Below are 20331 nucleotides of genomic sequence, written 5' to 3' on the forward strand. Positions count from 1 at the left end.
AATTTATCTCGTTTCATGGAATCGTTATCTTGCAGCAAGGAATTTGGCTCGCTACTGTTCGATGCAATTGCATCAGATGCGGTGCTCACGCGCCCGAAGGTAGTGACCATGTCTTTTCTGACTCTGACGGATGTCTCCAAAACGTTCGGCGAATTGAATGCCGTCTCGAACGTGAATCTCTCGGTGGAGAAGGGCGAGTTCGTCTCGCTGCTCGGCCCCTCGGGCTGCGGCAAGACCACCACGCTCCAGATGATTGCCGGTTTCGTGGAAGCGACGACCGGGCGCATCACGCTCGACGGCCGCGACATCACGAACATGCGCCCCAACAAGCGCGGTCTGGGCATCGTGTTCCAGAGCTACGCGCTGTTTCCGCACATGACGGTGGCGGACAACGTGGGCTTCGGTCTGGAGATGCGCGGCGTCGACAAGGCCGAGCGGCAGGACCGCATTCGCGAAGCCCTCGCGCTGGTGCGGCTCGATGCGCTGGGCCACCGCTTCCCGCGCGAACTGTCGGGCGGCCAGCGTCAGCGCGTGGCGATCGCCCGCGCCGTCGTCATTGCGCCGCCGGTGTTGCTGCTCGACGAACCGATGTCGAACCTCGACGCCAAGCTGCGCGAAGACATGCAGTTCGAACTGCGCTCGATCCAACGCAAGATCGGCACGACGACGATCATGGTCACGCACGATCAATCGGAAGCCCTGTCGATCAGCGATCGCGTGGTCGTGATGGAAGCCGGTCGCATCACGCAGGTCGACACGCCGTACCGCGCTTACGAGCGTCCGGAAAACCAATTCGTCTCGCAGTTCATCGGCAAGGCCAACATGCTGGCCGGGCGCGTGTCGGCCCGCGACGGTGAGCACTTGCATGTGGAACTTGATGGCCTGCATGCCGACGCGCGACTCACCCAGCGCGCACCGCTCGTCGACCTCTCGCCGCGTGAGCGCAGCGTGGCCGTAGGCGACGCCATCACCCTGTGCCTGCGTCCGGAAAAAGTGCGCTTGTGTGCGCCGAACGCAGGCCGTGTGACTGCCACGGTGACGAGCCGCTTCTTCCTCGGCAGCCAGTGGTTGTATCGCGTCGACAGCGCGCTCGGCGAAGTGCTGGTGTGCTGTCAGAACGAGGGCGGCGAGCCGCTCACCGAAGGTGCACCGGTCGGGCTCGACTGGCACGCCGAAGCGGTGCGTTTCATCGCGCCGGTCGCATCGGGCGTCGCGGGAGACCGGGCTCATGGCTGAAACACTGCAAGTGACGCAAGCCGCACCGGCCGCGCGCCCCCGCGCGCCATGGCATGCCTATCTGCCGATGTGGGTGATGAGCGCGCCGGCCATGCTGTTGTTCACGGCGCTGGTGCTCATCCCGCTGCTGATGACGTTAGCGCTCACCTTCTATCAGTTCGATCCGGCGAGTGGCCCGATTGCGGCGTTCCAGTTTGGCAACTACGCCGAAGTCCTGTTCGACGATTACTTCCACACGATTTTTCTGCGCACGTTCGGCATCTCGCTGACGGTCACTGCCGTGTGCGCGGTCGTGGGTACGTTCGAAGCCTATGTGCTTTCGCGCATGGGTGACCCGTGGCGCTCGATCTTCCTGCTGGTGATTCTCTCGCCGCTGCTGGTCTCGATTGTCGTGCGCGCCTTCGGCTGGAGCATGTTGATGAGCTCGGGCGGTCTGATCAATCAGGCGTTCGCGTTCGTCGGTATGGGCCCGTACAAGATGGAGTACACGAACTTCGCCATCGTCGTGGCGCTGGTGCACGTGATGCTGCCGTTCATGGTGATTCCCGTGTGGACATCGCTGCAACGGCTCGATCCGCAAACGGAGAACGCCGCGCTGTCGCTGATGGCCTCGCCCGCGACCACGCTGCGCCGCATCGTGCTGCCGCAACTGGTGCCGGGCATCTTGTCGGGCAGCCTGATGGTGTTCGGCCTGTCGGCCAGCGCGTTCGCGATTCCGAGCCTGCTGGGCGGTCGCCGTCTGAAAGTGGCCGCCACGGCGGTCTACGACCAGTTCCTCAGTTCGCTGAACTGGCCGCTGGGCGCGACGATTGCCGTGCTGCTGCTCGTGGCGAACCTGATCGTGATGCTGACCTACTACCGTGTGCTCGAGCGCCGTTACGCGCGCAGCATGGGTTGAGCCGTCAGTTACCGCAGACCCGAACTCTACTGCCGCCATCATGCGTAAAAACAGTCCTCTGGCGCTCGCGTTCCACACGCTCGTCATCCTCTTCGTGCTCGCGCCGCTCATCATCGTGACGCTGGTCGCTTTCACGCCCGAAGAAACGCTCTCGCTGCCCACGCACGGTTTCTCGCTGCGCTGGTTCCGCGCGATTCTCGACTATCCGGACTTCATCGCCTCGTTCTTCACGAGCTTGAAGCTTGCGTTCCTGTCGGCCACGCTGTCGCTGCTGATCTCGCTGCCGGCGGCGCTGGCCATCGGTCGGGCCCGCTTTCCGGGGCGTAACTTCCTCAACGGCTTGTTGCTCTCGCCGCTGGTCATTCCGGGGCTGGTGCTCGGCATTGCGCTGCTGCGCTTTTTCGCGATGCTCGGCGTGACCGGCTCGTTCGCCGCGCTGACGTTCGCCCACATGATCGTCATCACGCCGTTCATCATGCGCCTCGTGCTGGCCTCGATCAGCGGTCTCGATCGCAGCGTTGAGCATGCGGCGGCGTCGCTGGGCGCAGGCTCGTGGACGACGTTTCGCCGCGTCACGATGCCGATGATTCTGCCGGGCATCACCGGTGGCTGGTTGCTGGCGTTCATCAATAGCTTCGACGAACTGACGATGTCGGTCTTCATCACGTCGCCGCAGACCATTACGTTGCCGGTACGCATGTACATGTACGCCACCGAGTCGATCGACCCGATGATGGCGTCGGTCTCCGCGTTGGTGATCGTCATCACGTTGGGCGCGATGCTGTTGCTCGACCGCGTCTACGGCCTGAACCGCATTCTGATCGGTCAGCACTGAGCGAGCGCTCACAAGAGACTTTTCATGTCCCGCCTCATGCAAGATCTGCAACATTCTCCGCAACTGGCGCGCTTGGCCGAGACCACGCGCGCACCGGTCACGTTTTATCTCGACGGTGCGCCGGTGAAAGCGCTTTCCGGCGACACGCTGCTCACGGCGATTCTCATGCACCAGCGCCATGTGCGCATCAGCGAGTTCAGCGGCGCACCGCGCGCGGGCTTTTGCCTGATCGGCGCATGTCAGGACTGCTGGGTGCGCTGCGAAATCGACGCGGTGGACGCCAATGGCATTGCGCCACAGGATCGGCAACTCACGCGTCTGCGCGCTTGCTCGACGCTCGTGCGCGATGGCATGCGTATCGTGACCAGCGCGGCGGCCTCGCCGCTGGCGGGTAACGATGATATGCGTCGCGGAGGCAAGGCATGAGCGCGCGCCCCGAAGTGGTAATCGTGGGCGCTGGCCCTGCCGGTATTCGCGCCGCACAGACGCTCGTTGCCGCAGGCATCCGCCCGATCGTGCTCGACGAGAATGCGCGCTGGGGCGGTCAGATTTACCGTCAGCCGCCAGCGGATGCAGGCTTCGTTCGAAGCCAGCAAACGCTCTACGGTTTCGAGGCGAAGAAGGCCGACGCGGTGCACGCCGCGATGGCCGCGCTGCTCCCGCAGATCGACTATCGTCCCGACACGCTTGTGTGGGCGTGCGACCCGGTGAACGCGTCGCCAGATACCGCAGGCGTCGCGGGCGCGACGAGCGCGGCAGGCAGTCGACAACGCCTGCACACGATGCACGCTGGCCGCGAGACAGCGGTGTCGTTCACGCATTTGCTCATCGCCAGCGGCGCGACCGACCGCGTGCTGCCGGTGCCGGGCTGGACCTTGCCGGGCGTCTACACGCTGGGCGGCGCGCAGGTCGCGCTCAAAGCGCATGGCTGTGCGATCGGCGAGCGCGTGGTGTTCGCGGGCACCGGGCCATTGCTTTACCTCGTGGCCTATCAATACGTGAAGGCTGGCGCAAATGTCGTTGCCGTACTCGACACGAGCGGTTTCGCCGGACAAGTGAAAGCGACGCCGCGTTTACTCAATCAGCCGGGCACGTTTGCCAAGGGCCTTTACTACGTCGGTTGGCTGCGCACACATGGCGTGCGCATCGAACATGGCGTGACACTCACTGGAATCGATGGCACGGCTGGCGTGCGCGCCGTTCGATGGGAGCGCGACGGACGTGAGCACACACTGGGGTGCACTGCGCTCGGGTTGGGTTTTGGCTTGCGTCCAGAGACGCAACTGGCCGACCTCGCAGGCTGCCGTTTCGTCTTCGATGAACTGAACCAATGCTGGTTGCCCGAGCGTGACGCGGCAGGCCGTAGTTCGCAGTCGGGTGTGTATCTCGCTGGTGACGGTGCAGGCATCGCCGGTGCCGACGCCGCCGAGATGGCCGGTCGTCGCGCGGCCCTCGCCATGCTCGAAGACCTTGGCATTGCCGCGCCGGTAATGCCCGATGCCCCGGACGCTGCCACGCTTGAGCGGCGCCTCGCGAGCATCCACCGTTTTCGTGTGGGGATCGAGCAGGCGTTTGCCCCACCGGCCGACCCGTCCGCACAATGGCCCGACGACATGCTGGTGTGCCGCTGCGAAGAGGTCGACGCGCGCACATTGCGCGAGTGTGTCCGGTTCGACGGTGTGAGCGAAATCAATCGTTTGAAAGCGCTCACTCGCGTCGGGATGGGCCGTTGTCAGGGGCGCATGTGCGGTGAAGCCGCCTGTCATCTGCTGGCCGAAGCGACCGGGCAGACGCTCGCGCAAGTGGGACGCCTGCGTGCACAGGCGCCGATCAAACCGATTCCGATTGCCCCGATGCTGTACGACGAGAACGTCGCCGCCATTCCCGATGAGGCGCGCGATGAGTGAGACCTTGCATTACGACGTGGTGGTCGCCGGTGGCGGCTTGGTGGGCGCGTCGGCAGCCCGGGCACTCGCTGAGCGCGGCCTGCGCGTGGGGCTCTTCGAGCGTCGTTACTGCGGCGCACAGGCGAGCGGCGTGAACTACGGCGGCGTGCGTTGTCAGGGCCGCCCCGAAGAACAACTGCCACTGGCCATGCGTGCGCGACGCCTGTGGGACCGCTTGCCCGAACTGATCGGCATCGACGGCGAGTTCGTGCGCTCGGGTCATCTGCGACTCGCGCGCCGCGAGAGCGATCTCGAACCGCTCGACGCGTGGTCTGCGATGGCGCGTACGCACGGTCTGGAAACGGAAGTGCTGCGCGGTGCGGCTTTCCGTCAACGTTTTCCGTGGCTGGGCGACGGCGCGGTGGGCGGTTCGCTGTGCATGAGCGACGGCCATGCCAACCCGCGTCTTGTCTCGCCCGCGTTTGCGCGTGCGGCTCGGGCACTTGGTGCCGATGTTCGTGAGCGCACACCCATTACCGCCATCGCTCACGACGGCGTGCGCTTTCAATTGACGGCGCAACCTGCCGAAGGTGATGCGTTGCATGTGAGCACCGACTGGCTGCTCAACACGTCGGGCGCATGGGCCAACCACATCGCAGACACGTTCGGCGAGCGTGTACCGATGCATGCCATCTACCCGAACATGTGGGTCACCGAACCGATGCCGAAGTGCATCGGCCACAACCTCGGCGTGTACGGCGGCGGCGTGTATGCGCGTCAGGTCGAGCGGGGCAATTGCGTGATCGGCGGCGGGCGTGGCACGGGCAACGGCGAATACGCCCAACCCTCGGCGGACACCACGCGCGCCGTCATGCGTGAAGCCTGTGCGCTGGTGCCTGCCTTGCGCAACGCGTTGCTCATTCGCACGTGGAGCGGTGTGGAGGGCGAGACGCCCGACAACAACCCGATCATCGGCGCAAGCGGCACGACGCCGCGTCTGCTGCACGCGTTCGGTTTTTCGGGCGGCGGTTTTCTGCTGGCGCCGGGCGTGGGCGAAGTGCTGGCCGATCTCGTCACGCAGGGCGAGACCGTCACGCCGCTGGATGCCTTTTCGATTGACCGTTTCTCGCAAGTGCCGTCGAATACCGCGCTCGCGTGAAGCGTCGCGCCACCACGAATTACGTCATCACTCAACGTTAAAAAAACGTCACTCACACGTTCCTTACCTCTCGAAACGCAAGGAGAACCACGATGAAGCTATCCAAGAAGGTCGTCATGTGCGCTGCGGCGCTGGCACTGGGCACGAGCAGCGCCGCTTGGTCGCAGAGCAAAACGCTTTACATCGGCATGAACGGCGGCCCGATGGAAAAGGCTTACACGAGCCAGGTCTTTCCCGAGTTCGAGAAAGCCAACAATGTGAAGGTCGTGGTGGTGCCGGGCACGTCGTCCGACGTGCTGGCGAAGCTGCTTGCGAACCGTAACAGCCCGCAGATGCACGTCGTGTTTCTCGATGACGGCGTGATGGCGCGCGCCATCAGCATGGGTGTGTGCCAGAAGCTCGACGACTCGCCCGTGCTCAAGGAGCTGTATCCGTTTGCGCGCGTGAAGGACGACATGGGCGCTGGCGTGCAACTCGGCATGACCGGTATCGGCTACAACACGAAGGTGTTCAAGGAAAAGGGCTGGGCCGCGCCGACGTCGTGGACCGACTTCGCCGATCCGAAGTTCAAGAACAAAGTGGTGTTCCAGTCGGCGTCGAGCAGCACGTTTGGCCTGCACGGCTTCCTCGCACTGAACCGCATCTGGGGTGGCAGCGAGACCAACGTCGAGCCGGGCTTTACCAAGTGGGCGAGCACCGTGGGCCCGAACGTGGTCGAGTACATTCCGAACTCGGCCAAGCTCTCGGAGATGATCCAGACCGGTGAAGCGGCGATCTTCCCGCTCACGCCCACGGCCGTGAGCGACCTTCAGGACAAGAACATTCCGGTGGCTTATGTCGCGCCGAAGGAAGGCGCCGTGCAGTTGCTGGTCGACCTGTGCGTGGTGAAGAACAGCCCCGATAACGCGATGGCGCAAAAGCTCGCGCAGTACCTGCTCTCGGCACGGGGTCAGACGCTGGCCGCTTCGGCCGGTGCTTACATTCCGACCAACCCGCAGGCCACCGTGCCGCCGGCGATGCAAAAGCGTCTGGGCAAGATCGACGATCTGGTCAAAGACATTAAGACCGTGGATTGGGACGCCATCAACCAGCGCCGCGCGCAGTGGGATCAGCGCTGGAACCGTCAGATCGAGCGGTAAGCCCGTGAGGTGGCCCGCGGAGAATCGCCGGGTAACCCTCAGGTCTGCATGACAAACGCCGGGCACCTCTGGGGGGCTGCCCGGCGTTTTGTCGTTTGTCTTCGGTGAGTTCGGGGGATTCGGGGGATTTAGCGGCGAAGACTACATCGCGTCCGACTTCTCGGCGAGGGCGGCGAACGCGGCGACCAGCGCGGCGTGGTCGGCGGGCATGACGAAGGCGCGCAGCGTATGGGCCGGTTCGTCGAGCATCAGATAGCCTAGACTCCACGTCGGAAAGGCGCCGGGCGTGCGCGGCGTGCCGTCGAGCAGTACCCGGATATCGGAGTGATGGCGCGAGGCTTCGATGCGCTGGCGGGCATCGGCGAGCGGCTCCGCTGGGCCTTCGATGTATTGATAGAACGTGACGCCGTCGTAGAGCAGCACCCCGGTGATGCCGTACGTCTCGTTGAAGCCCCGGGAGTTGACGATGATCTTCGAGAGCATGAGCGGATCGAGGTCGGGCAGGGCACGGCTCAGGTACGCGTAGCACTCGGTCATAAGCGGGATCCGGGAGGCGGTAATAAAGTACGGTGTTAGTCGGGGCGACGCGCATTAGAATACCTCAACTTCTCGCGAGGAAATCATGGGCATGTCGACGCGTTCTGGCACCCAACGTCTTCACACCTGGGCGGGCAAGCGCCTGCGGATGCTGGTCGAGAAGTTCGACCATCGGCCGGTCATGGTCGGCGTTGTCGGCACGGTCATTGCGCTGGCGATTCTGATCGGCGTGGCCATCTCGCTGGAAAACAACCGTGAGGGGCGAATTGTCTCCACGCTCGACCGGGCCCAAAGCGCGGCGACGGTCGTGGCGACGAGTCTGGGCGGCAATATCGCCATCTACGACACGTTGCTCAAAGACATGGTGCGCGACGCGGAAAACCCCGCCACGCCGATGTTCACCGACCGGGTTCGCGACCGCGTGCGCTTCGGTCAGATGCTGAGCCGCGATTTTCTCGACGACGCTTATGTGGTCGACAACACCGGCAAGATCGCCGCGCCGCTGCACCCCGATTCCGACAGGGTCGTCGATGTCTCCGACCGCGACTACTTCCGCTCGCATCTGGGCAACCCGTCGCTTGGCTTGTATATCTCGCAACCCTATAAATCACGCTTACATGGCGGCTTGCTGTCGGTGGCGCTCACCCGTCGCGTGAGCGGGCCGGACCATTCGTTCGCCGGGGTGGCGGTGATTGCGCTGCGCCTCGATCATTTCCAGAATCTGGTGGCGGAAGTCGAATCGGAAGACATCAAGACCATTCAGATCATCGAGGACAAGGGCACCGTCCTCGCGTGCGCACCTTGTGGCGATGCACAACCGGGGACGGTAGCGAAGCTGCCCGGCAATGCCACGCGCAATGGCAACCTGCTCACGGCGTTATCGTTTCCCGCCGGGGCGCGTGCACACGACTACCGGTCGGTGCGCGTGCCGGGCGCGTCGTTGTTCGTGGTGATTACCCCGTTGACCGTTGGCACGATGCGCGAATGGCGCTGGAACGTGGCGACCTTCGGCTCGATCGCGCTGGCGTGTGCGGCGACCCTGATCGCGGGCTCGTGGCTCCTGGTTGCAGCCATTCGTATGCGCGCCGCCGCCATGACGCGGCTGGCCAGTCTTTCGGTGACCGATGGGCTTACCGGCTTGAACAACCGCCGCTCGCTCGACAGCAAGCTCGCAATGGAGTGGCGCCGGGCGCAACGCACGGGGGGGCCGCTCTCGGTGCTGTTCATCGATATCGACTTCTTCAAGCGTTTCAACGACGAATACGGCCATGCGGTGGGCGACGACGTGCTCAAAGCGGTCGCACAGAACATTGCGGGACATGTCCGGCGCGATACCGACATGGCGGCGCGTTATGGCGGCGAGGAATTTGCGGTGATCATGCCTGACACCCCGGCGGCCGGCGCGGCCAAGATGGCCGAGCAGATTCGGGTGGGGATCGAGCGGCTGCACATTGCCCATATCGGCAGCGACGTCGGCACGTTGACCGTGAGCGTGGGGGCGGCCACGGGGGGCGCCAACGAATGCGAAAGTGCCGACGCGATATTGCGGGCGGCCGACGAGCAACTCTTTGCGGCTAAGCAGGCGGGGCGCAACCGCACGCGAGCCACGGTACTGGTGGCGGAATCAGCATCAGGGAGCGAGCATGGCCGCGAGGCGTAACAACTCGCCCTGACGATGGCATCCCGTCTTGCGCAGGATGGCCGATAGCTGGGTGCGCAGCGTGCTTGTACCCAGTTGCAGGACGTCGCTGCATTCGCCGATGGTCAAGCCCGCGACGAGGTGATGGAACAGTCGAGCCTCGGCGCGCGTCAGCGAGAAATGCTCGCGAAGTGCCGCTTCGGTCGGCACGTTGAAGATGCTGCGACGCTCCACACGAATACCTACCGCCGAGCGCAAGCCATGGTTCATGTTGTTGGCGAGCGGGCGCAACGTCAGGCGGTACGCGTGTCCCCATGAGTCCGGTACGACGAGTGACGCCGCCACCCCGGTAGTGCTCACTTTCGCTAGCGTCTCCTCTAACCGGGCTTGCCAGTCGGGCTGCCGGTGAGTGAGGCGGCGCTGCTTGAGCACGAGTTGACTGTCGTCGCTGCCGAGCAAGACGTCGAGTCCGCCGGCGGCGTCGAGCATCCAGCCGTCGGGTGAGGCAATCAGAAAACCTTCGCGGGTGGGATCGAGCATTTGCCCGAGGGCGTCGAGGCTCATGCGGGTGGCCGCGCGCCGGGCGGCGAACGCGGCGGCCAACATGCGCTCGTATTCAGCGATGCGGGCGGCGTGCGCAAAGTCGGGTTCGACCACGTGCATGCGCTGAATGCTCAGCGCGGTGAGCACGTCGCTGTCGTTGCAGATGACGACGCCGACCAGTTGCTGGAGCTGGTAGGGACGCATGAACTCGTTCCAGAAGACGCGGTCGTTCGGCGATTCGTGCTTGAGTGCGATGGAGGAGTCGTACCAGGTGCCGGCGGGGGCGTCCCAGAAGCGGCGGGTCGAGTCGTCGTACTGGTAGTAGTGCTGCGCGTATTCCTGAATCAGGCCGTCTTCGTGGCCCGACTGCTCGATGAATCGCACTGAGCGGCTTTGTTTGTCGTGGCACAGGAACGTGGCGGCTTCCGCGCCCAGAAAGTCGCGTGCCGTCTTTACGACGTCGAGCCAGTCTGCTTGCCCGGCACCGACCGCCTGCACGGCGTCCGACGCCCGTCGAAAACTGATGTCGTCCGACATGGGATCCCCCGTATGCGCTGCTATCCCGTGGGCCTGAGGCCCATTTTTTGCGCAGTGTAGCAGAACGGGCTGCCGAAAATGAGAGGGGTAACAATATCCCCCCCCGATACCCCTGATCCCCCCGAAAGCCACCGTCAACTGTGATTAGTGCGGGCGACAAAGGGTGTTTCGGCTGAGACAATGCAGCCATGTCGAAACACCTGCTGTAGAAGGGCTCGACGCAACTAACAACTTAAAGGGGGGCCAATATGAACCGCACCAATTTCCTCGCGACCTGCCTGAGCGCAGCAATCGTTTGTTTCGCGACCTTCTTCGCAGGCCATGCCAGTGCGCAGTCGTATCTGGGCACCGGCGACCTCAGCAGCATTCGTCAGACGAATCAGGCGGCGCCTTCGTTGCACCCTTCGACGGGCCTCGTCGCTTCGGCACCGGTTGCTGACGCGCAATCGGCCAGCGCAGCGATCAACCGCGTGGCGAGTGAGCGCAACGGTGCGCAACCGGGGCCGAGCGCACAGGATGTCGCCGCGACGCAGCGGGCGCTCGATACGCGCGACTTGCAGCATCCGCGCCAGACCCGTACGTTCGATGCCATTGCGCGTCCGTCGCGGCCTGAGTAATTCAAATTAACAAGCCAAATAAACAATCCAAATAAACAATCCAAATATCGCAGCCGTGCGATGCACGTCATACGGCTGCGATATTTGTCGATCAGAATTCGATCGGAGTACGGACGTTGAGGTGTTGATGCGGTGATGCCGATTACTCCGCGAGTGCCGGAATCGATCCCTCCTGAAACAGGACGCGCGGCGAATCCATGGTGCCGGACTCGTCGTCGACCAGCACTTCGTAGGCGGCGATACCGGCAAAACCGGCAGCCATCGCTTGTGCGATACGTACGGCGCCGAACTCGGTACTGGCCTGGCGAAGTTCGCCGGGTTGCAACGCGCCGTCCTTGTTCTTGCGATACGGCACGACGATAAATTTGACGGATTTCGGATCACTCACGATGCATTTCCCCAAGGAATATTGGTGAAAGGAAATGTAGCACAAGATACTGTACAAAAAAACAGTAATGTTTAAATGTACAGTGATTTTGTGGTGACGCCGTTATTGCCTCGTTGGCCGCGGTTCTCATCCTTCCCACATCTCTCTGGCGATCATGGCGAATTCGGTTCACATCGTTTCGTGGCGAGACGATCACGTACAAGCGTTGCCCGCGTTGGCCAACAACCCGCGCGTTGCTGCGAACATGGCGGAGCGATTTCCATCGCCCTACACGGTGCAGGATGCCCAGCGATGGGTGGCGACGGTGAGCGCGCCGCTACTCGATCCGAACCGGCCTGCCTGGGCGATCGAAGCGGATGGGCAGTTGGCGGGGGGCATTGGATTGCGCAGACTAACGGGCGCCGCGTCGCATTGCGGCGTGATTTCTTATTGGCTCGGCGAAGCGTTCTGGGGGCAGGGGATCGCGACGGCGGCGCTCAGACAAGCGCTGTCGCATGGCATCGACACGATGGGGCTGGTGCGGGTCGAGACGACGGTGTTCTCGTGGAACACGGCGTCCGCTCGTGTGTTGACCAAGTGCGGGTTCGCGCACGAGGGGACGCTGCGTAAGAGCTTCAACAAGTTAGGTGCGCTTGTCGATCGGGATGTGTTTGCGTTCGTGTGCGAGCGCAATGGGTAGGTGAGGCCACGCACCTGTTGACGGCACAGCGCTGTCACTCGGTCGACTTTGCGCGTTTTGACTTTTCCAGCGTGTAGTCGACGTCTTTCAAAAAGTCGGCGCGATTACCTGCCGCGATGCTGTCCCATTGATCGCGGGGCAGTGTGAGCGGCGTCGGCGTTGATTTCTCCTTGTTCAAACTTTTTGCGATGGCCTGTACGCCGTGCAGGCTGATCCACCGGTGGTCGTATCGGTAGGGGGTCGATTCGTCCCATTTCACAATCTTTTTGGCGATGTCGCGATAGCGGGCCGGGTCTTCGATCTGCGCTCGCAAGAGTGCGACGGGCGTCTTTTGGGTGAGGGCACCAATGGCGTTGTGGGCTGTGGCATCGGTGCAGATGCGGGCATCGAATGTGCTGCGGATGCGCCCGGCGTTGTACCAGAACAAGGCGTCGGTCACTCGTCCTTGTCGGTAGAGCAGCCAGGCGAGTGCGTAGAACACGGGCGGGGCGTAGTTGGCGGAATTGGCGGTGATCGTTTCAATCAGCGCATCGTTTTCGTGCCCGGTCGTGGCTTGTAGGCGCTGTAACGTCGCATTGAGTTCGGCGTTGTCGATGGTGGCGTATTCGCCCTTTGGTGCGAATTCGATTCGGCGTACACCGGCGTCGCCGAGTTCTCTGAGCGACACGTCTCCTAAGAGGCTTGTGCAAGGAAAGAAACGCGCGATGACCTGAACCGCCATCGGATCGGTGAACTGGTCATTCAGTTCGGGATGCGCCACCGAGTAATCGCGCAACACGCTGACGACGGTCCGGACGCTGGTTTCCTTGGGGATGCAGAACGTCTTGCCGTTGTTATTTTTGAGCAAGCCAATCAACCAAGCGGTTGTCTCGCCTGGGGATTCCTCTGCCGCAATGACGTGGCCCGGATTGGTCGAAATTAGCAGAAAAAATAAGGCCGGTAGAAGTACCGGCTTACGACGCCCGTACGCGTGTCCCCTCGTGCGTAATCGCATCTGATAGCTCCGGTTTGTTGTAATGCGTTGTTAGCGGAACTTCTTTGAAACGTATCGTAGCGAAAAGCGATGGCGGATGCCAATGACGGAAATTGGAGTGTGGGCTCTGGTTTTGGGTGTGAGTTAGCGTTTGCGGGCACGCGTGGCGAGGAAAGTGGGCAGAAACCGGTCCACGACGAATCGCGGGTTAGGTTGCTCGTCCTCGTAAAACCCTTCGATGGCAAAGCCAGCATCGAGTTGTCCGCCGATCAAATCGCTGAGCGAATGCCCGAAGACCAGTGCTTCACCCGACTCGCGCTTCTTTTGAAGTTGATCGGGCGCGAGGTCGTTCAGATCGGAATAGGGCAGTTTGAATTGCGGGCGGATGAGCCCTTGCTTGGCGTATTCGGGATCGCGGTCGCCGATGAAGACGACGGGGTTGTAAAAGCTCGCAAGTAACGAGCCACCGGATTTGAGCACTCGGTGGCATTCGCGCCAGACGGGGCGCACGTCGGGCACATAGAGGTTGGAAATCGGGTGGAAGACGATGTCGAACGAGGCATTGTCGAAGGCGCTGAGGTCGCGCATATCGCCTTGCCGGGTGTCGAGCGTCAGGCCGTCGCGCGCTGCGACCTTGCGGTCTTGCTCGAGTTGCGCGTCGGAGATATCGAAGACAGTGACGTGGGCACCGGCGGCGGCGAGCACGGGGGCTTGTTGTCCGCCTGCGGAGGCGAGGCACAGAATGTGCTTGCCCGTGACGTCACCAAGCCAGTCTTTCGGCAGTGGCCGTGGCGTGAGATGTACACCCCAATGGCCCTGCTTTGCCGCTTGAACGATTTCCGGACTGACCGGACGTGACCATTCGCGGACTTCAGCGGCTTGTTTGTCCCACGCGGCACGGTTGTGGGAGAGGAAGTCGACAGCGTGTGTTGAGGTTGAAGGCATCGGCGGTATTCAGTTCGAGAGAATGAAACGCCGCGAGCAGTGAATGAGAGCCCGTCGTTGTGCGGGCTCGTCTTTATTAACTGCCCGAGAGTTTCTTGGTCAGTGATTCGAGAAGACTATGCAGATATGCGGCGTCGCGTTCGCCCGAGGCTGCCGGGTCGGTGACCCCTTTCGAGCCCGTCAGGGGAATGCCTTGCGCCTTGATGAGTTCTTGGACGAAGGTTCTTGCAATTTGCCGAGCCTCAGGCAGATCGTATAGCGCCATGATATTTGGCTCCGATGTTGTGATGAGAGTCGGGATTGTGACACGGTGGCGGCGCAACCGAGTTTTATTCGGATCAAATGGCACAGCATTCCGAGCCGTTAGAATTGATCGGCAAGCCTGTTCCCTTGTGCCTTTAGTGAGTTGCGTCATGCCGATCAATTACTTGCGGGGGTTCACCCAGCCAGCGCGCACCGATGCTGCGAACCGCCGATTAGGGTGTTCGTTGGCGTTTGTTGCGGGTGCCGCGAACGCCGGTGGATTTTTGGCAGTCGGGCAATACACGTCGCATATGTCGGGCATCGTGGCGTCGCTGTCCGACGATCTCGTATTAGGCCAGTTGGTGTATGTGCTCACGGGTCTCAGCGCGTTACTCGCTTTTCTCTTCGGTGCCGCGACGTCTGCGATTCTCATCAACTGGGGGCGACGTCACCAGACGCACAGCGCTTACGCCGCGCCGTTGCTTTTGGAGGCGGTGTTGCTGCTGTGTTTCGGTTTGGTGGGGACGAATCTAGAACACCATCGATGGTTGTTCGCTTCTGCAACGGTGGCATTGCTGTGCTACGTGATGGGTCTTCAAAACGCGATCATCACGAAGATATCCAAGGCGGAAATCCGAACGACGCATGTGACTGGGCTGGTCACCGATATCGGTATTGAGCTAGGGAAGATGCTGTACTGGAACCGGCCGGGGCTTTTAGCGGAACCGCAAAGGGTCACTGCCGATCACGCGAAGCTGCGCCTATTGGCGTCGTTGCTCGGGATGTTCTTCCTCGGCGGCGTCGTGGGTGCGCTAGGGTTTAAGCATCTTGGATTCGTGTCGACGATTCCGCTGGCGTTGATACTTATCTTGTTGGCGATTGTGCCGTTGCTTGACGATATTTCGCATCGAACGCCGAGATGAATCGGATACGCTTGCGAAAACTGATCGACGTTGAGTTAGAAGGTTCATGTTTCGCAGCCGCATTCCCTGGAGGACCTGACAAATGCGCAAACTAACTTTCCTGTTCCTCGCGTGCACGATGTTGCTCGCGAGCTGTGCCGTGTACGTCCCCGATGACGGTCCTCGTGGTGGCAGAGGCGGCCCCGGTAACGATTTCTGTCCGCCGGGACAGGCGAAGAAGGGGAACTGCTGACGCGCTCGGAGAGACGCACAAGGCAGTTGAGCCAACAACGAAAAAACCCGCACAGCCAAAGACTGTGCGGGTTTTTCTATTCTGGTCGGGGCGAGAGGATTTGAACCTCCGACCACCTGCACCCCATGCAGGTACGCTACCAGGCTGCGCTACGCCCCGTGAGAGATGCATCGTTAAATGCATCGCTCGAAAGCAGGCGATTATAGCAGAGCTTTTCGCAGGAATGAAAGCGTCTGCGCGCATTCTCCGCATATTTTTTCTTCCGCCTACATCGCACATCCACCGTGCCCGTCACCGCGCACCGATCGCGCACCCGTCGTCTTCGCACACGCCAACCCCATGATGGTTATCCCGAATGTCGCATTCGAGGGGCCTCACCATAATGGAATCCTGCCTATCGAGGCTTGGAGACAAGCGATGCCGCATATCCAGGGATTCGAGGCCGCACGCGACCTCTTGCTCGCGCAGCGCGCCCACTACGACGTGGCGTACCGTGACTTCCGCTGGCCCGTACTCACGCAATTCAACTGGGCCCTCGACTTCTTCGATCCACAAGCACAAGACAATCACACCCCCGCCCTCTGGGTCGTAGAAGAAGACGGCACCGACACACGCCTCTCCTTCTCGCAAATGTCGGCACGCTCGAATCAAGTCGCCAACTTCCTGCGCGCCCAAGGTGTCGCGCGTGGCGATCGCGTGCTGCTCATGCTGCCCAATCAGGTCGAACTCTGGGACCTCATGCTCGCCTGCATGAAGCTCGGCGCCGTCATGATTCCCGCCACCACGCTGCTCGCCGCTGGCGATCTCGTCGACCGTATCGAGCGCGGCCGTGTGCGTCACGTCGTCACCACCACACGCGACGCGCTCAAGTTCGCTGACCTCCCAGGCAACTACCAACGCATCGCCGTCGGCGAAAACACGCCCGATGGCTGGACGTCGCTCGCTCCCGCTTACGACGAACCCGACACCTTCACGCCCGACGGCACCACGCTCGCGACCGACCCGTTGCTGCTGTACTTCACGTCAGGCACCACGTCGCGCCCGAAGCTCGTGCTGCACACCCATCAGAGCTACCCCGTCGGCCACCTCGCCACCATGTACTGGCTCGGCCTGCAACCCGGCGACGTGCACTGGAACATCAGCTCGCCCGGCTGGGCCAAGCACGCATGGAGTTGTTTCTTTGCGCCTTGGAACGCAGGCGCGACGATCTTTATCTACAACTTCTCGCGCTTCGACGCCCGTGCGGCACTCGAGACCGCAGCGCGCTGCGGTGTCACCACGCTGTGCGCACCACCCACCGTCTGGCGAATGATGATTCAGGAAGACCTCGCCCGGCATCCCGTGAAGTTTCGTGAACTGATCGGCGCAGGGGAGCCGCTCAATCCCGAAGTCATCGATCAGGTCAAACGCGCATGGAACATCACCATTCGCGACGGCTACGGCCAAACCGAAACCTGCTGCCAAATCGGTAACTCGCCCGGTCAACCCGTCAAAGCCGGGGCGATGGGGCGGCCGATGCCGGGCTACCGTGTGGTGCTGCTCGATCACGATGGCGTACCCGCCGACGAAGGCGAAATCGCGCTCGTGATTTCGCCACGGCCCACCGGCCTGATGCAAGGCTACGAAGACGATCCAGAGAAGACCGCCGACGTCATGCGCGACGGCTACTACCGCACCGGCGATGTCGCGATGCGCGACGATCACGGCTACTTCACTTACGTCGGACGCGCCGACGATGTTTTCAAAGCGTCGGACTATCGCATCAGCCCGTTCGAACTCGAGAGCGAACTGATCAAGCATCCGGCCGTGGCCGAAGCAGGCGTTGTGCCTAGCCCCGATCCGGTGCGGCTCGCCGTACCGAAGGCGTTCATCTCGTTGCGCACCGGCTTTAAAGCCGACGACAAACTCGCGCTCGATATTCTCCGTTTCTGCCGCGATCACCTCGCACCCTACAAACGCATTCGCCGCTTGGAATTCTGCGATTTACCGAAGACGATTTCCGGGAAGATCCGACGCGTCGAACTGCGCCGAACGGAAGAAGGGCGAAGTCTCGACGCCCGGCGCGAACTTGAGTTCTGGGACGTCGATTTCACCGACTTGAAGTGAGGATGTGAGGGCGGCGCCCTCACGCCCGCGCATTGACCGCCTCAGCGCATATGTTGAATCACCAATTCAGCACCCAACATCGCTAGCCCAACGAAGAAGCAGCGGCGAAACACCGGTGCGCTCACGCGTCCGCGCACCCACTGCCCGAAGAACATCCCGCCCAATGCCGGTGCCAGTGCCAGCAGCGACACACCAATCGCATGCCCGTGGAAGATGCCGTCACGTGCGAGTCCCGCCGCGAGCGCGACTGTCGACACGGTGAACGACAACCCGAGCGCCTGCACCAGATCGTCCTTGTCGAGCTCCAGTGCTTGCAGGAACGGCACTGCGGGAATCACGAAGACTCCCGTCGCTGCCGTGACCAGCCCCGTTATCACGCCGATCCCGCCGCCCAGAGCACTGACGCGTCCACTCGACCAGGCCGCAGGAATACGCATGCGCACCGCCGCCAGCCCCAACGCCGCATACGCCAACAGCGCGACGCCCAACGCAATACCCGGCGTGTTGCCACCACTCGCCAGCCAGCCGCCGCCCGCCCACGTGCCAACGCAAATGCCCGCGAGCATCGGCCAGAGCCGCTTCGCTAACGCCATGAAACGCGGACCCGCCAGCAACTGCCACACATTCGTCACGAGGGACGGCACGATCAGCAGCGCCGCAGCTTCCGCCGTCGGCATCGCCAGCCCGAGCAACCCCACGGCGACCGTGGGCAAACCCAGCCCGATCACGCCTTTGACAAAGCCAGCGAGCAAAAAGGTAACGAGCCCCAGCGAAAGCAGGGGGATGAGGTCGGTCAAATGTTGTGTATTCATCATGCTGCCCAGTATCGGTGCGCATGACCCCATCGCCAATGTGGCATTCGCGCAGGGGCACTCAGCCTGACGCTGAGGCTCTTTTGGCGCTCGATGGCGGCGTTTTAGGCGGCGTCCGACGCGCTTTGGCGTTTTCAGTTATGCTCAGGCCAAATTCGCGCCGTGCCGCGCCTGAAGTGCTTCCCGGAGACGTCTCCCGGCGAACCCATCGAAGGCCATCGGCACCCCGTAGACCACCGTACGCCTGCCGTGCCCTCGTCAGTTCATGGCCTCGCCATGACAGGCACAGGCGGCGACAGCCATGCCGTACAGCATCGCGCCTCACCAGAGGGATGGAAGTTGGAAAACCAGAATTGCCAAAACGAACGACGCGATGCGTCCTCCGCCGGTGACGTGCTCGACCGGCGTCTCGCACTCATCATGCAGCCCGCGCACCGCGCACTGCTCGGACAGGGTTTGTCCGGCATCGAGCGCGAAACGCTGCGCGTCGAAGCCGATGGTGCACTTGCCCTGACGCCGCACCCGCGCGCGTTGGGCTCGGCGCTGACCAACGAAGAAATCACCACCGATTACTCCGAAGCGCTGCTCGAATTCATCACGCCGCCGCAGCACGACGCCGCTGAAGTCATCGCTCGCCTCGACGAGATCCATCAGTTCGCGTACCGCAAGCTCGGCGACGAACTGCTTTGGAGCGACTCGATGCCGCCCGCATTGCCGCCGGAAGCGGTGATCCCGATTGCCGACTACGGCACGTCGCATATCGGCATGCTCAAGCACGTCTATCGCCGCGGCCTCGCGCTGCGCTACGGCAAGCCGATGCAATGCATCGCAGGCATCCACTACAACTTCTCGCTGGCGGAACCCGTGTGGGAACTGCTGCGCGAACAAGAAGGTGTGAAGGACGTGTCGGCGCGCGACTATCAATCGGCACGCTACGTGGCGCTGATTCGCAATTTCCGCCGCTATAGCTGGCTGCTGATGTATCTGTTCGGCGCGTCGCCGGTGCTGCATGCCGAGTTTCTGCGCGGTCGAGAACATGGGCTTGAATCCTTCGATGAAGGCACGCTCGGTCTGCCGTACGCGACCAGCCTGCGCATGAGCGATCTGGGCTATCAGAACAGCGCGCAATCGGAAGTCTCGCCGTGCTACGACTGCCTGCCGAGCTACATCGATGCACTCACGCAAGCCGTCAGCCAACCGCATCCGCCGTATGAAGCCCTCGGCACCAAGCGCGACGGCGAGTGGATTCAGCTCTCGACCAACCTGCTGCAAATCGAAAACGAGTTCTACGCGACCATTCGTCCCAAGCGCGTGACCTACAGCGGCGAGCGCCCGGTGCAGGCACTGGCGCGCCGTGGCGTGCAGTACGTGGAAGTGCGCTGCGTGGATATCGACCCGTTCCTGCCGGTGGGTATCGATGTGGACACGGCACGCTTCATCGACGCTTTCATGCTCTTCTGCGCGCTCGAAGACAGCCCGTCGTGCTCGAACGCCGAGAACATCGAAAACCGCGATAACTTCGCGCACGTGGTCAAGGAAGGCCGCAAGCCTGGACTGGTGCTGCATCGTGGCGGCGAAGCGATCACGCTGTTTGATTGGGCCGAGCAACTGCTCGATCGCATCGACCGCGCGGCCGCGGCCTTCGACGCCCAGCGCGGTGGCGCGAAGTACGCCCACACCATGGCGGTGCAACGTGCCAAGGTGCAAGACGTGACGCTCACGCCGTCGGCCCGCGTCATGGCGGCGCTCGAACCATTGCGCGGCACCGCTGGCGGTGCGTTTCAAGCGTTCTCGCTGGCGCAGAGCAAGCGCCACGCGCAGACGCTGCGCGACATGCCGCTCGACGACAAGGTGGTCGAACACTTTGAAACGCTGGCTCGCAAGTCGCTGGAAACCCAAGCCGAACTGGAGCGCACTCAAGTCGGTGACTTCGATGCCTTCGTCGCGGCGTATCGTGCAGGCACGCTCGGGACGGTGACGGTCTGATTCCGCGTCGGCACAAAG

19 protein-coding genes, 1 tRNA gene and 2 pseudogenes are annotated in these 20331 nt (G+C 62.5%); 14 read left to right on the forward strand and 8 right to left on the reverse strand.

What is annotated here, in order from left to right; translation table 11 throughout:
* Window positions 1-108: 108 nt before the first annotated feature.
* The 8 genes and pseudogenes from ACPWR9_RS08220 to ACPWR9_RS08255 all read left to right on the forward strand — a co-directional run.
* Window positions 109-835: pseudogene (locus ACPWR9_RS08220) on the forward strand (ABC transporter ATP-binding protein); the annotation flags it as partial.
* A 98-nt stretch (window positions 836-933) separates the two neighbouring features.
* A pseudogene (locus ACPWR9_RS08225) lies at window positions 934-1236 on the forward strand (TOBE domain-containing protein); the annotation flags it as partial.
* A complete protein-coding gene (locus tag ACPWR9_RS08230; protein ID WP_426297411.1) occupies window positions 1229-2134 on the forward strand; it encodes an ABC transporter permease in 906 nt (301 codons plus the stop codon). The pseudogene ACPWR9_RS08225 and the gene ACPWR9_RS08230, both read left to right, overlap by 8 nt.
* 40 nt (window positions 2135-2174) lie before the next feature.
* Window positions 2175-2969, forward strand: a complete 795-nt coding sequence (locus tag ACPWR9_RS08235) for an ABC transporter permease (RefSeq protein WP_058378193.1) — start codon at window positions 2175-2177, stop codon at window positions 2967-2969.
* Between the two features lie 24 nt (window positions 2970-2993).
* Complete coding sequence (locus tag ACPWR9_RS08240; RefSeq protein WP_426297410.1) at window positions 2994-3395, forward strand: (2Fe-2S)-binding protein; 402 nt, start codon at window positions 2994-2996, stop codon at window positions 3393-3395.
* Complete coding sequence (locus ACPWR9_RS08245; protein WP_426297409.1) at window positions 3392-4876, forward strand: FAD-dependent oxidoreductase; 1485 nt, start codon at window positions 3392-3394, stop codon at window positions 4874-4876. The genes ACPWR9_RS08240 and ACPWR9_RS08245 overlap by 4 nt, the downstream gene beginning before the upstream one ends.
* On the forward strand, window positions 4869-6014 hold the full coding sequence (locus tag ACPWR9_RS08250; RefSeq protein ID WP_426297408.1) for an NAD(P)/FAD-dependent oxidoreductase: 1146 nt from the start codon (window positions 4869-4871) through the stop codon (window positions 6012-6014). The genes ACPWR9_RS08245 and ACPWR9_RS08250 overlap by 8 nt, the downstream gene beginning before the upstream one ends.
* Before the next feature lie 92 nt (window positions 6015-6106).
* A complete protein-coding gene (locus ACPWR9_RS08255) occupies window positions 6107-7153 on the forward strand; it encodes an ABC transporter substrate-binding protein (RefSeq protein WP_426297407.1) in 1047 nt (348 codons plus the stop codon).
* A gap of 141 nt (window positions 7154-7294) precedes the next feature.
* Here ACPWR9_RS08255 and ACPWR9_RS08260 read toward each other — a convergent pair whose 3' ends face one another.
* The gene (locus ACPWR9_RS08260) at window positions 7295-7690 is read right to left on the reverse strand and encodes a BLUF domain-containing protein (protein ID WP_150677548.1); all 396 of its coding nucleotides are present in this window, start codon (window positions 7688-7690) and stop codon (window positions 7295-7297) included.
* Between the two features lie 91 nt (window positions 7691-7781).
* Between ACPWR9_RS08260 and ACPWR9_RS08265 the strand changes: the two genes are divergently transcribed.
* Complete coding sequence (locus ACPWR9_RS08265) at window positions 7782-9350, forward strand: sensor domain-containing diguanylate cyclase (RefSeq protein WP_426297406.1); 1569 nt, start codon at window positions 7782-7784, stop codon at window positions 9348-9350.
* Here ACPWR9_RS08265 and ACPWR9_RS08270 read toward each other — a convergent pair.
* Window positions 9321-10409 carry a helix-turn-helix transcriptional regulator gene (locus tag ACPWR9_RS08270; RefSeq protein ID WP_426297405.1) on the reverse strand — a complete coding sequence of 363 codons (1089 nt, stop codon included), beginning with the start codon at window positions 10407-10409 and terminating at the stop codon, window positions 9321-9323. The genes ACPWR9_RS08265 and ACPWR9_RS08270 overlap by 30 nt on opposite strands.
* A 248-nt stretch (window positions 10410-10657) precedes the next feature.
* On the opposite strand from ACPWR9_RS08270, the gene ACPWR9_RS08275 reads away from it, so the two are divergent.
* Window positions 10658-11026 (forward strand): hypothetical protein, encoded by a 369-nt coding sequence (locus tag ACPWR9_RS08275; RefSeq protein WP_426297404.1) that lies wholly within the window; start codon window positions 10658-10660, stop codon window positions 11024-11026.
* A 142-nt stretch (window positions 11027-11168) separates the two neighbouring features.
* Here the strand turns inward: ACPWR9_RS08275 and ACPWR9_RS08280 are convergent, their stop codons facing one another.
* Window positions 11169-11414 carry a hypothetical protein gene (locus ACPWR9_RS08280; RefSeq protein ID WP_426297403.1) on the reverse strand — a complete coding sequence of 82 codons (246 nt, stop codon included), beginning with the start codon at window positions 11412-11414 and terminating at the stop codon, window positions 11169-11171.
* 154 nt (window positions 11415-11568) lie between these two features.
* Here ACPWR9_RS08280 and ACPWR9_RS08285 point away from each other — a divergent pair, with 154 nt between their 5' ends.
* A complete protein-coding gene (locus tag ACPWR9_RS08285; protein ID WP_426297402.1) occupies window positions 11569-12093 on the forward strand; it encodes a GNAT family N-acetyltransferase in 525 nt (174 codons plus the stop codon).
* A gap of 34 nt (window positions 12094-12127) precedes the next feature.
* Here ACPWR9_RS08285 and ACPWR9_RS08290 read toward each other — a convergent pair whose 3' ends face one another.
* The 3 genes from ACPWR9_RS08290 to ACPWR9_RS08300 all read right to left on the reverse strand — a co-directional run bounded on the left by ACPWR9_RS08290 (window position 12128) and on the right by ACPWR9_RS08300 (window position 14276).
* A complete protein-coding gene (locus ACPWR9_RS08290; protein WP_426297401.1) occupies window positions 12128-13087 on the reverse strand; it encodes a hypothetical protein in 960 nt (319 codons plus the stop codon).
* A 123-nt stretch (window positions 13088-13210) separates the two neighbouring features.
* Window positions 13211-14011: a class I SAM-dependent methyltransferase gene (locus tag ACPWR9_RS08295; RefSeq protein ID WP_426297400.1), complete on the reverse strand. Its 801-nt coding sequence runs from the start codon at window positions 14009-14011 to the stop codon at window positions 13211-13213.
* A gap of 76 nt (window positions 14012-14087) precedes the next feature.
* The gene (locus ACPWR9_RS08300) at window positions 14088-14276 is read right to left on the reverse strand and encodes a hypothetical protein (protein ID WP_150677554.1); all 189 of its coding nucleotides are present in this window, start codon (window positions 14274-14276) and stop codon (window positions 14088-14090) included.
* A 148-nt stretch (window positions 14277-14424) separates the two neighbouring features.
* On the opposite strand from ACPWR9_RS08300, the gene ACPWR9_RS08305 reads away from it, so the two are divergent.
* Window positions 14425-15177, forward strand: coding sequence for a YoaK family protein (locus ACPWR9_RS08305; RefSeq protein WP_426297399.1), 753 nt, complete (start codon window positions 14425-14427; stop codon window positions 15175-15177).
* Window positions 15178-15491: 314 nt separating this feature from the next.
* On the opposite strand, the gene ACPWR9_RS08310 is transcribed toward ACPWR9_RS08305, so the two are convergent.
* Window positions 15492-15568, reverse strand: a tRNA-Pro gene (locus ACPWR9_RS08310).
* 258 nt (window positions 15569-15826) lie between these two features.
* Between ACPWR9_RS08310 and ACPWR9_RS08315 the strand changes: the two genes are divergently transcribed.
* Window positions 15827-17515 carry an AMP-binding protein gene (locus tag ACPWR9_RS08315; RefSeq protein ID WP_426297398.1) on the forward strand — a complete coding sequence of 563 codons (1689 nt, stop codon included), beginning with the start codon at window positions 15827-15829 and terminating at the stop codon, window positions 17513-17515.
* Window positions 17516-17556: 41 nt separating this feature from the next.
* Here the strand turns inward: ACPWR9_RS08315 and ACPWR9_RS08320 are convergent, their stop codons facing one another.
* On the reverse strand, window positions 17557-18330 hold the full coding sequence (locus ACPWR9_RS08320) for a sulfite exporter TauE/SafE family protein (RefSeq protein WP_426297397.1): 774 nt from the start codon (window positions 18328-18330) through the stop codon (window positions 17557-17559).
* Window positions 18331-18603: 273 nt separating this feature from the next.
* Here ACPWR9_RS08320 and gshA point away from each other — a divergent pair, with 273 nt between their 5' ends.
* On the forward strand, window positions 18604-20313 hold the full coding sequence (gene gshA, locus ACPWR9_RS08325) for a glutamate--cysteine ligase (protein ID WP_426297396.1): 1710 nt from the start codon (window positions 18604-18606) through the stop codon (window positions 20311-20313).
* Window positions 20314-20331: the final 18 nt, after the last annotated feature.

The organism is Pandoraea pneumonica (assembly GCF_049918595.1).
Lineage (GTDB): Bacteria > Pseudomonadota > Gammaproteobacteria > Burkholderiales > Burkholderiaceae > Pandoraea > Pandoraea pneumonica_A.

What these genes read in the sequence shown, in the direction of transcription:
- ACPWR9_RS08265 (WP_426297406.1), top strand. Translation starts at nt 7,782, where the DNA reads ATGTCGACGCGTTCTGGCACCCAACGTCTTCACACCTGGGCGGGCAAG.
- ACPWR9_RS08250 (WP_426297408.1), top strand. Translation starts at nt 4,869, where the DNA reads ATGAGTGAGACCTTGCATTACGACGTGGTGGTCGCCGGTGGCGGCTTG.
- ACPWR9_RS08290 (WP_426297401.1), bottom strand. Translation starts at nt 13,087, where the DNA reads ATGCGATTACGCACGAGGGGACACGCGTACGGGCGTCGTAAGCCGGTA.
- ACPWR9_RS08230 (WP_426297411.1), top strand. Translation starts at nt 1,229, where the DNA reads ATGGCTGAAACACTGCAAGTGACGCAAGCCGCACCGGCCGCGCGCCCC.
- ACPWR9_RS08320 (WP_426297397.1), bottom strand. Translation starts at nt 18,330, where the DNA reads ATGATGAATACACAACATTTGACCGACCTCATCCCCCTGCTTTCGCTG.
- ACPWR9_RS08305 (WP_426297399.1), top strand. Translation starts at nt 14,425, where the DNA reads ATGCCGATCAATTACTTGCGGGGGTTCACCCAGCCAGCGCGCACCGAT.
- ACPWR9_RS08260 (WP_150677548.1), bottom strand. Translation starts at nt 7,690, where the DNA reads ATGACCGAGTGCTACGCGTACCTGAGCCGTGCCCTGCCCGACCTCGAT.
- ACPWR9_RS08245 (WP_426297409.1), top strand. Translation starts at nt 3,392, where the DNA reads ATGAGCGCGCGCCCCGAAGTGGTAATCGTGGGCGCTGGCCCTGCCGGT.
- ACPWR9_RS08275 (WP_426297404.1), top strand. Translation starts at nt 10,658, where the DNA reads ATGAACCGCACCAATTTCCTCGCGACCTGCCTGAGCGCAGCAATCGTT.
- ACPWR9_RS08240 (WP_426297410.1), top strand. Translation starts at nt 2,994, where the DNA reads ATGTCCCGCCTCATGCAAGATCTGCAACATTCTCCGCAACTGGCGCGC.
- ACPWR9_RS08295 (WP_426297400.1), bottom strand. Translation starts at nt 14,011, where the DNA reads ATGCCTTCAACCTCAACACACGCTGTCGACTTCCTCTCCCACAACCGT.
- ACPWR9_RS08255 (WP_426297407.1), top strand. Translation starts at nt 6,107, where the DNA reads ATGAAGCTATCCAAGAAGGTCGTCATGTGCGCTGCGGCGCTGGCACTG.
- ACPWR9_RS08315 (WP_426297398.1), top strand. Translation starts at nt 15,827, where the DNA reads ATGCCGCATATCCAGGGATTCGAGGCCGCACGCGACCTCTTGCTCGCG.
- ACPWR9_RS08235 (WP_058378193.1), top strand. Translation starts at nt 2,175, where the DNA reads ATGCGTAAAAACAGTCCTCTGGCGCTCGCGTTCCACACGCTCGTCATC.
- ACPWR9_RS08270 (WP_426297405.1), bottom strand. Translation starts at nt 10,409, where the DNA reads ATGTCGGACGACATCAGTTTTCGACGGGCGTCGGACGCCGTGCAGGCG.
- gshA (WP_426297396.1), top strand. Translation starts at nt 18,604, where the DNA reads ATGACAGGCACAGGCGGCGACAGCCATGCCGTACAGCATCGCGCCTCA.
- ACPWR9_RS08300 (WP_150677554.1), bottom strand. Translation starts at nt 14,276, where the DNA reads ATGGCGCTATACGATCTGCCTGAGGCTCGGCAAATTGCAAGAACCTTC.
- ACPWR9_RS08285 (WP_426297402.1), top strand. Translation starts at nt 11,569, where the DNA reads ATGGCGAATTCGGTTCACATCGTTTCGTGGCGAGACGATCACGTACAA.